Annotated in this window: 5 protein-coding genes; 2 read left to right on the forward strand and 3 right to left on the reverse strand. The window is 38.3% G+C overall.

The annotated features are described in order from the left end of the window. From F6K40_RS32680 to F6K40_RS32690, 3 genes are all read right to left on the reverse strand, one after another. Positions 1–7,709: beta strand repeat-containing protein (locus tag F6K40_RS32680; RefSeq protein WP_293142148.1), on the reverse strand; the 7,709-nt coding region annotated here is incomplete at its 3' end. Between the two features lie 161 nt (positions 7,710–7,870). After that, a complete protein-coding gene (locus F6K40_RS32685; protein WP_293142149.1) occupies positions 7,871–8,011 on the reverse strand; it encodes a hypothetical protein in 141 nt (46 codons plus the stop codon). A 279-nt stretch (positions 8,012–8,290) separates the two neighbouring features. Next, complete coding sequence (locus F6K40_RS32690) at positions 8,291–8,518, reverse strand: hypothetical protein (protein ID WP_293142151.1); 228 nt, start codon at positions 8,516–8,518, stop codon at positions 8,291–8,293. A 525-nt stretch (positions 8,519–9,043) separates the two neighbouring features. Between F6K40_RS32690 and F6K40_RS32695 the strand changes: the two genes are divergently transcribed. Beyond that, positions 9,044–9,241 carry a hypothetical protein gene (locus F6K40_RS32695; RefSeq protein WP_293142153.1) on the forward strand — a complete coding sequence of 66 codons (198 nt, stop codon included), beginning with the start codon at positions 9,044–9,046 and terminating at the stop codon, positions 9,239–9,241. Positions 9,242–9,671: 430 nt separating this feature from the next. Next, positions 9,672–11,033 (forward strand): NAD(P)/FAD-dependent oxidoreductase, encoded by a 1,362-nt coding sequence (locus F6K40_RS32700; protein WP_293142155.1) that lies wholly within the window; start codon positions 9,672–9,674, stop codon positions 11,031–11,033. The last annotated feature ends 296 nt before the right edge of the window (positions 11,034–11,329 follow it).

Consider the following 11,329-nt stretch of genomic DNA (forward strand, 5'->3'; position numbering starts at 1 on the left):
GGTATATTTTCTGGATCTGCTGCTGAGGAAATTATTTCACTTGTGATAATATTACCGTTAGCTTCAATGGTAATACTGCCCCCTGAACCTTCACGAGAGAATGACTCTATATCTCCTGCATTGATTTCACCTTCAGCTTCTAGAGTAATATTTCCACCTTGTCCTCCTTGATTTTCATCTGCTATAGTTTCTAGATTTCGGGTTTCATCTATTTCTTCACCACTGAAGGAACCTAATTGACCACTGGTTGTATCAATATTTCCGCTTGTACTTTTTAGGGTAATATTGCCACCGTTACCATTACCTTCTGAAAAGGAAGAAATTGTTCCTGTATTAATATTACCTGTGGCGGTAATCTCTACATCACCGCCATCACCTGTTTGGGAAGAAGAAGATAACTCACTATTGATAGTTATGGCACCTGTTTTACTTTCAATTTTAATAGTACCACCATTGCCACTGGTATCAGCACGGGAGTCAATAAATCCTTCCTCCTCACCAATGTTAATCTCACCATTACCAATAATCTCAATATTACCCGCATTTCCATTATTGCTATAGGAAGTAATTTCTCCTTGAGTTGTCACCGTACCCTCTGTACTTTCAATTTTAATATTACCGCTTTGTCTACTTGTTGGTTCCTCCACCTCAGACTGATTTGTGGTTTCTGTATTTTCTCCAAGAGTTGGTATATTTTCTGGATCTGCTGCTGAGGAAATTATTTCACTTGTGATAATATTACCGTTAGCTTCAATGGTAATACTGCCCCCTGAACCTTCACGAGAGAATGACTCTATATCTCCTGCATTGATTTCACCTTCAGCTTCTAGAGTAATATTTCCACCTTGTCCTCCTTGATTTTCATCTGCTATAGTTTCTAGATTTCGGGTTTCATCTATTTCTTCACCACTGAAGGAACCTAATTGACCACTGGTTGTATCAATATTTCCGCTTGTACTTTTTAGGGTAATATTGCCACCGTTACCATTACCTTCTGAAAAGGAAGAAATTGTTCCTGTATTAATATTACCTGTGGCGGTAATCTCTACATCACCGCCATCACCTGTTTGGGAAGAAGAAGATAACTCACTATTGATAGTTATGGCACCTGTTTTACTTTCAATTTTAATAGTACCACCATTGCCACTGGTATCAGCACGGGAGTCAATAAATCCTTCCTCCTCACCAATGTTAATCTCACCATTACCAATAATCTCAATATTACCCGCATTTCCATTATTGCTATAGGAAGTAATTTCTCCTTGAGTTGTCACCGTACCCTCTGTACTTTCAATTTTAATATTACCGCTTTGTCTACTTGTTGGTTCCTCCACCTCAGACTGATTTGTGGTTTCTGTATTTTCTCCAAGAGTTGGTATATTTTCTGGATCTGCTGCTGAGGAAATTATTTCACTTGTGATAATATTACCGTTAGCTTCAATGGTAATACTTCCCCCTGAACCTTCACGAGAGAATGACTCTATCACTCCTGCTGTAGTATTTATCTCACCTTCAGCTTTTAGAGTAATATTACCACCGCTACCAGAGGTATTTTCTCTAAAGTTAAGATTATTTATTTGTTGTTCGATTACTGCTTCTGCTAAGGACGGTTCTGCGATTGCTAATTCTGTTAATTCTGCTAAGGAGGGTATATCGTTGTTGGAGTCTACCGGGTCGCCACTGGAGGAAAATATTTCACCTGTAGTTAAATTACCATTACTGGAGATAGTTACATTTCCAGCATTTCCTAACTGTGAAAAAGAACTTAAGAAACCACTACTGGTATCAACATTTCCACCTGTACTTTCAAGGGTAATATTCCCACCTTTACCAATACCTGAACGAGAGTCTATATCACCCGTGTTCAGATTGCCACTACTGGTAATATTCACATCTCCAGCATCTCCTGCTACTGAAAAAGAACTTAGGGAACCATTCCTGGTATCAATATTTCCACCTGTACTTTCGAGTATAAGACTTCCACCTTGACCACTACCATTTGAACGAGAGTCTATATCACCCGTGGTCAGATTGCCACTACTGGTAATATTCACGTCTCCAGCATCTCCGAAGAGTGAAAAAGAAGAGAATTCACCACTGCTGGTATTAACATTTCCACCTGTACTTTCGAGGGTAATACTGCCACCATTACCACTACCATTTGAACGAGAGTCTATATCACCCGTTCTCAAATTCAGATTGCTAGTAATGTTCACATCTCCAGCATTTCCTGATTCTGAAAAAGAACGTAGGAGACCACTCCTGGTATTAACATTTCCACCTGTACTTTCGAGAGTAATACTGCCACCATTACCACTACCATCTGAACGAGAGTCTATCTCACCTGTTATCAAATCTAGATTGCTTGTAATATTCACATATCCAGCATTTCCTAATTCTGAAAAAGAAGATAATTCACCACTACTGGTATCTATGCTTCCACTTGTACTTGACAAAATAATATTCCCACCATTACCATTACCATCTGAACGAGAGTCTAGATTACTTGTGCTCAAATCGCCAAAACTTTTGATATTAACTTCACCGCCATCACCTGTTCCCGAAGAAGAAGATAACTCACTATTGATGGTTATGACGCCTGTATTACTTTCTATAAAAATATCGCCACCATCACTACTGGTATCAGCACGGGAGTCAATACCTCTTGGTTCATCCTCTGTTTCATTATTACTAATATTAATGTCACCAAAGCTTTCGATAGTTATGTCACCACCATCACCAGTAGTAGCAAAGCTATTGATTTCTGCTGTAGTAGTTACTGTCCCTTCTGTACTTTTAATACTTATATCACCACTCCTAGCACCATCTATCTGCGTCTGTGTTGTTGCTATAGTGTCATCATTATCGGGGTCGCCAGCGGTAGAAAGAATTGTGCCAGTAGTAACATCACCTTTTGCTTCGAGAATAATGTTGCCACCTGAACCGTCACGAGAGAATGATTCCAGACTTGATTCATCCTCAGTTCCTGCCGTAGTATCAATAGTTCCCCCTGCTTTGAGGGTAATATCTCCTCCATTACCACTAACAGAATTTTCTGAATCTTCGTCTTCTGCTTCACCACGATCTTGACCTGCAAAAGAAGAAATATTTCCAGTTGTGATATTGCCCTGACTGGTAAGACTGACAGTTCCTGCATTCCCATTCAGGGAGGAGGAACTGAGTTCGCCGCTACTGGAATCAATATTTCCACCTGTACTTTCTAGAGTAATGCTCCCACCTTCACCACTACCATTTGAACGAGAATCTATATCACCTGTTATCAAATCTAGATTGCTTGTAATATCCACATCTCCAGCATTTCCTGATTCTGAAAAAGAACGTAAGAAACCAATACTGGTATCTATGCTTCCACTTGTACTTGACAAAATAATATTCCCACCATTACCATTACCATCTGAACGAGAGTCTATATTACTTATTATCAGATCACCAAAACTTTTGATATTAATATCACCGCCATTACCTGTTCCCGAAAAAGAAGATAACTCACTATTGATAGTTATGACACCTGTATTACTTTCTATAAAAATATCGCCACCATCACTACTGGTTTGAGCTTCAGAGTTAAGACCTGTTGTCTCATCACCTGCTTCATTGTTACCAATATTAATATCTCCCTCGCCAATAATAGTAATATCACCTCCTGCACCTTGACGAGAAAATGATTCTATTGCTCCTGTCGTCATATCGACCGCCCCTGTTTGACTTGCTAGAGAAATATCGCCACCATCACCATTGCTATCGCTACGGGAATTAATTTCATTACCTATATTAAGATCGCCAAAACTTTCGATAGTCACACTACCACCATCACCATTAGTAGCAAAGCTATTGATTTCTGCTGTGGTAGTTACCGCCCCTTCTGTACTTGTAATACTTATATCACCACTACTACCACCATTTCCCTCCGTTTGTGTTGTGACTAAGGTATCACTATCATTTTCCGGGTTGCCAGCAGTAGAAAGAGTTCTACCTATAGTAATATCACCTTTTGCTTCTAGAATAATATTGCCACCTGAACCGTCACGAGAAAATGATTCCAGATTTGATGCACCGTCAGTTCCTGCGGTAGTATCAATACTACCTCCTGCTTTGAGAGTAATATCTCCTCCATCACCACTACCAGAATTTTCAGATTCTTCAGTTTCACCAAAGTCTTCACCTGCAAAAGAAGAAACGTTTCCAGTTTTAATATCGCCCTGACTGGTAAGACTGATATTTCCAGCATTCCCACTACTAGAAGAAGATGCGAGTTCACCACTACTGCTATCAATATTTCCACCTGTACTTTCTAGGGTAATATCTCCACCCGTACCACCTTGTGTCTCAGAATTAACATTACCTGTTTTAATATCACCAAGACTCTTGATATTTACATCTCCCGCATCTCCAACGTCGGAAAAAGAACTCAACTGACTAATACTGGTATCGACATTTCCACCTGTACTTTCTAAGGTAATATTTCCACCTCTACCATTGTCTGAATTAGAATCAATCTTACCTGTGATTAAATTCCCGTTACTTTTAGCAATGACATTTCCTGCATTTCCCTGATTAGAAAGAGAAAATATTTCTGCATCTCCTGCAACTCCAGTAGTATCAATACTACCACTGGTACTTTCAATGGTGATATCTCCACCATCACCACCAAATGTTGATGATTCAATACTTTCAGTCTTAATATCTCCAAAAGCTTTAATAGTTACACTTCCTGCATTTCCGCCAACAGCAGCAGTGTCTATTTCTGCTGTGGTAGTTACTGCACCTTCTGTACTTTCAATAGTAATATTACCGCTATTACTACTATTTATTTCCCCCTGTGTTGTTCCTTCTGTAGTTACACTAGCACCTTCCGTAGGTTCACCAGCAGTAGAAAAAACTCCTCCTGTAGTAATATCACCTTTGGTGGTAATACTGACTGTACCTCCAGCGCTTAAACGAGAAAATGATTCTATAGTTCCCGCGCTAGTATCAATAGTTCCTTCTGCTGTCAGAGTAATATCCCCTCCACTACCACTACCATTTTGATCGGAGTTAGTATTACTTGTGGAATCTTCTAAGTCTCCATCTACATCTAATGGATCGCCTGCGGAAGAAAATATGTCTCCAGTTGTAATATTGCCCTGACTGGTAATGCTGACATTTCCCGCATTACCCCCACGGGAAAAAGAAGCTAGTTCCTCACTACTGGTATCAACGTTACCACCTGTGCTTTCCAGAGTAATATCTCCTCCATTACCAGCGCCATCCGCACTGGAGTTAATATTACCTGTTGTTAAATTGCCATTGCTTGTAATAGCAACTTTTCCACCATCTCCATCCAAAGAAGCAGACTTTATTCTACCCGCAGTCGTATCAACTTCACCACCACTATTTATAGTAATATTCCCGCCTCTATTACTCCCTTCTGTGGAAACATCAATTAAACCTGTTTTAATATCGCCATCAGCACTGAGAAGCACATCCCCACCACTGGTTGATTCTGACTTGGCATTAATTGTGATTTGAGTAGTATCAATATTCCCACTACTAGAAATAGTAATATTTCCTGGTTGACTATCGGGAGCTGATGTACTTATCTGTTCCGTTACAGTAAGGTTACCATTAATATTTAGTTCAATATCACCTCCACCTTTATTATCAATTCCTTTTATACGATCATTATCATTAACACCACCAATAATTAAATTACTTATGGACTCAATAAATACTCCTTTGTCACCTGTTAATACTTCTAAATTATTTACATCTATACGCAAGGGAGCTTCAGCTAAACCAACACCACCAATACTTCCAGTTTCCAATATTGCTCGGTCGGCAGTAATTAAAGAATTAGGAGAAACTCGGCTAATATTTCCTCGATTAGCATTAATTAAAACTTGACCAGTAGTAGTTAAATTAGCTAGATTTATATCGCCATTTTCTCCTAAACTTCCTAGTTTAATTGTAATATCCCCACTACCTGCATTTAATGTTGTACCTTCTGTTTGATTAATAGAAGCTGCTCCTGAATCGCGATTATTAATATCGACTCCATTATCATTTTCATTTTCACTATAATTACCAAATAGAGTAATATTACTATTGCCATTGGATGTATCTATATCGGCATTTATATTAATACTTCTTCCGGCTTTTAATTCTATAGATTTAGAAGTTTCTATTGGTTGATTAACAGTTATATCATTATCAGCTTGGAGCTGAATATTACCTTCTAATTCTGCTATTGCTTCAAGGGAAAGTGTCTGATTATCCTCTTCATTTACATCCCCTATTTCTGCTCCTATAATTATATTTTTCGGGTCAAATAATATTGTTCCTACTTCTCCTAATGCTGCACCAACATTAACATTTCCATCAAAAATTAGTTCCTGTTTGCCAGATATTTCAACAAACCCTCCATCACCATAAAATTCTCCCCCTGTAGCGCTAATATTTCCAGCAAAATTAGTCGTATCATCCGACCAAATTATGACTTGACCACCATTTCCATTATCAATAGCATCTGCATAAATAAAAGAGTTATTGTTAACAAAAGTTTGCTCAGAGTTGGGAACAATTCCACTGCCTTGAAAGTCACCTCCGATTAATACTGTTCCTCCACCATTTAAACCATTGGCCTGAATATTAGCATCAATAACTGCTACGCGATCGCCTAACACATTAATTTGTCCACCGATACCATATCCCCCCTGACCCCCCTTTGAAAGGGGGGAACCATATCCCCCCTCACCCCCCTTTGAAAGGGGGGATATGGTTCCCCCCTCACCCCCCTTTGAAAGGGGGGGAGTGGAAGTTGTTGATACATCAATATTTCCAGAGGCAACTGCTACTCCCTCTGTACCTGTCAAGACCAAATTACCCTGAGCATCTACCATCACAGATGAGGCATGACTTATTTCGCCACCTGTTAACAACTGTGCTAATGATAATGGTGTAATTGACTCTCCCGATAAATTTGCGGAGGAAGGCGATACATCTAAACTCAAAACATGGCCTGGTTGAGAAATCCGCAACGTATCCCCACCATTAACTGCAGCGATCGTAATATTTCCACCTGCCGTAGATAGTTCACCTGTATTGACAACTGTACCCCCAGCGAGAGTAAGATTATTTCCCGGATTTAAACTTAAGCTTCCCTCATTAACTATAGCTCCTGGGTTAGAGACATCAAAATGATAACCACTGGGATTACCTACTAAATTTGAGTAATCATTTGTACCCATTGCTTTAAACCAGAAATTATTGCCATTGAAACCTATACCTGTGGCAGTAGTAACACTGAAAGAAGCAGGAACATTGAGACTAGCATTAGGGCCAAAAAGAACTCCAGCGGGGTTCATTAAGAATAAGTTGGAATTGCCACCAACTACTTGAATTAAGCCATTTATAGTAGAAGCATTTCCACCTGTAACTCTACCCAAGATGTTGCGAATATCTGGGGTGGTAAGGAAATTAGCAGTTTGACCAGATTCAACGTTAAATTGAGTAAAACTATGAAATAAGTTTGAACTATTACTACTAGGAGTACCACCTTGGATATTAAATTGGTTGCCGTTTTGGTTAACTGTAGTTCCTGTACCGTCTGCTGCGGGGATAATAGGTTGACTATGAGCAGGGATGGCGACTGTTCCAAATAGAGAAGTTAAGGCCATCAAAGGATAAAGATGTAATGTTAATAGTTTCATGATTATTGATTGATATTTACTTTTTATGAAAAAAATAATTACGATTAGTTCCAGTATATCTTTTTAAAATTTAACTTAATTTACAAAAATCTTGAGTCTTGGCAGGTTTATCTAAATTATATTTCAATTCTCAAAAGTAATAAATACATCATATAGCAATCCTATTTAAGTTGTAATATTTTAGTGGTAGGGGCGATTTCGTTCCGAATGCTGTCGCTTTCCGCGTAATTAGGAGCATGACAAACGGAAATCGCCCCTACAGTTAGGGAAGCCGTTGGATTACCGACGTACAGAATTTTCAAGGTTTTCACCTCAAATTAACTATTAGAAAAATTGTCACAACCAATTTAGGTTTGCTATATTCAATCATTAATAATTAACAATTAATAATTAATAATTACCTCTTCTGTAATAGAAGGATTGGTTAAAAGAATTTTTTCTCCTTTATTGGAGAAGATTTCAATGTTAATTTTTCGGTAAAAAAATGGCATATAGTGATTTTAAAACTTTAAGTCAATTCAAAAAAGAATTTGATTTACATATTCAGGAGCAAGTGAATTTATTTGCTCAAATAGAATCTCTCAAACCCAGCGATTTTCTAACTCTAAGACTGGGGAAGCCATAAATAAGCCAGCATCTGTTACTTTAATATTATTAGTAACAATAAAATTTATTGACTCTTCCACAGAGTTAATATATTCGTCAGGGTTTATACCCTGCTCATCAAGGCCATCTAGTAACGTATCAGCCTTTTCTTTACCTTCGAGGAAATTAAATATTATATTTTGCCTGGTAAAAAATTCTTTCATTTCCTAATCAGCACCGTTATATTTTGGGTCTGTTTCACACCCGATATAAGTTAAAAATGGATCTACAAAATTTATCATTAAGCTTTTTCCCTAATCCAAGTAACTCTACTTCTTCCTGTACCGCCAACAAGTTTTGTTTCTATTTTTCATTTTAGTATTTCAAAAACTGCCTCTTCAGTAGTTTTTCCTGGATCTGAAGCTTTGTCTCCAAAAGCTAAAGATGTTGATGTTCCTCCCTAACTAAGGTACTTTAGACCTGTTGCTTTCCTGGTTTTTACTTCTCCCTCCGCTTTAATTCCAGTTTTTATATTGAGTTTGGGTGGAGAATACTTATCTATATCTACCTTCTCTCCGTTAGAACCTGGAGAAATATCGGTAACATACCCTGTCACATTGCTTTTATATTCTAACGATGACTGCAAAATAACAGACCAGGCGTGACAATAAATTGACCCTGGGGGGTTAGGGGGGATCTCCAGCGGTGTACCTCACTAACCTGGGAGATGCTATATTAATTATTAATTATTGAATAACACAAATATATTAGCAAAACCTCTAGAACCAAATGAAGCTATAAATCGGATTAAAAGCATTTGTCAAATGCCTCATATTTACTTACTTTCAACTCCTATCGATCTCTTTGAAGGTTGGATGAATTTACTTGAAGAACGACCTGCGACTAATGGAGGAATTTTTGATTTACTTCATATTGCTATTATGTAATCTCATCAAGTCAACAGAATTTACACATTTAATGTTAATGATTTTTCTTGGTGTTCCGAAATTGAAGTTATAGATCTCAGTTTAGTCTGAATTGTACATTTAACTTGCAAGTTATCAAAAGAATAAACCTTGATTAGCAACAACTTTTGAAAACTTTATCTCGCAATAAAGGGGTTTTTAAAGAAAAAAATATTTCAATTGATAATCAATTTAATTTGATTTTGTGTTGAAAATTATATATAAAACCTTTGTTTTTGTCAATAATTATATGAGCTTTATTTTAAATTAACAATTGGTAACAGTTGATACGAAAACCCTTTTAAAAATTGTGATATTTTGAAACTAAGGTCGAAAAATAACGACCATTAATGGCTAAGAAAAGCCTCTATATAAATAATAGTAACTACTCAGTTGAAAGGGGGAAATAACTATGAGTCTAAACCAGGAAAAACATCAATCTCCTCATCATGTTGTCATCGTTGGAGGTGGATTTGCAGGACTAGAAGCTGCCAAACAACTTGGGAAAGCACCTGTAAAAGTAACCTTGGTTGACAAAAGAAATTTCCATCTATTTCAGCCATTACTTTATCAGGTAGCTACAGGAAGTCTTTCTCCTGGAGATATTGCTTCTCCTCTTCGCGGTGTAGTTGCCGAACAGAAAAATACCCATGTTATTATGGGTGAAGTCGTGGATGTCGATCCCGAACAGAAAAAACTCATCTTGCGCGACCAAGAATTAGATTACGATACATTAGTTCTAGCTACTGGTGTTAGCCATAACTATTTCGGAAATGATTGGTCAGAAAAAGCTCCCGGACTAAAAACAGTAGAAAACGCATTAGAAATGCGTCGCAGAATATTCGCCTCCTTTGAAGCTGCAGAAAAAGAACCAGACTCAGAAAAACGGAAAGCACTCTTAACCTTTGCAATCGTGGGCGCAGGTCCAACAGGTGTTGAATTAGCAGGTGCTTTAGCAGAATTAGCTCACACGAAATTAAAAGAAGAATATCGTTCGATTAATACCAGCGAAGCTCAAATTTATCTGATTCAAAGTGGAGAAAGAGTTTTACCTTCTTTTAAACCTGCTTTGTCAGAGAAAGCAAGAATAGAACTGGAGAAGTTGGGCGTCAACGTGATGACAAAAACACGGGTGACGAATATCGAAAACAATGTAGTCACCGTTCGTTCTGGAGAAACAACAACAGACATTCCAGCTCATACAATATTATGGGGAGCAGGAGTGAAAGCATCAGCAGTGTCTGAAGCAATATCTAATCGCACAGGTGCTGAATTAGATCGTGCAGGTCGTGTTTTTGTCAATGAAGACCTGACAATACCTGGTCATCCTGAAATTTTTGTGATTGGAGACTTAGCTAACTTCTCCCATCAAGGAGACTCCCCAGTGCCTGGAGTTGCTCCAGCAGCAATGCAGGAAGGAGTTTATGTCGCGAAGCTAATTAGAAAGCGATTGCAAGGTCAGACCTTAAAACCATTCCACTATATTGACTACGGTAGTTTGGCTGTTATCGGTCGTCACCAAGCAGTTGTACAGTATAAAGCTATTCGTTTCTCTGGACCTCTAGCTTGGTTTTCTTGGTTATTTATTCATATCTACTACATGATTGAATTTGATAACCAACTAATTGTTATGATTCAGTGGGCCTGGAGCTACTTTACTGGTCAAGGTGGCGCTCGTCTAATTACTGAAAAGGCAACAAAAACACCTACTTATGAAGAATGTCAAGCTCGCTATACTCCATTAGTGACAAATGAATCATCTGTTGAAGCTTAATTAATAGACATCTCTAGAGAGGGAACAGGGAACAGGGAACAGGGAACAGGGAACAGGAAGAAAGAATAGATAATATCAAATCCGTTGGCTTCGGAGTAATAAAATTCTGTCGTCGTCATACAGTGTTTAGGGGCGAATGCCATTCGCCCCTACAATATGGACTCTTATCTTTAACTTTCCTGGCGGGAAGTCCCGCGCTCTCCATCCCCCCTAACCCCCCTTTGGAAGGGGGGAGGGGAGCGTCGGGATGAAAGCCAGGGCCAGGATTCGGATACCTTCATAAGCTAAACATTCAT

It is taken from the genome of Okeania sp. SIO3I5 (genome assembly GCF_010672085.1).
Taxonomy (GTDB): domain Bacteria; phylum Cyanobacteriota; class Cyanobacteriia; order Cyanobacteriales; family Microcoleaceae; genus Trichodesmium.

Excerpts from the sequence above, each read along its gene's own strand:
- F6K40_RS32690 (WP_293142151.1), bottom strand. The coding sequence starts at position 8,518 with ATGAAAGAATTTTTTACCAGGCAAAATATAATATTTAATTTCCTCGAA.
- F6K40_RS32700 (WP_293142155.1), top strand. The coding sequence starts at position 9,672 with ATGAGTCTAAACCAGGAAAAACATCAATCTCCTCATCATGTTGTCATC.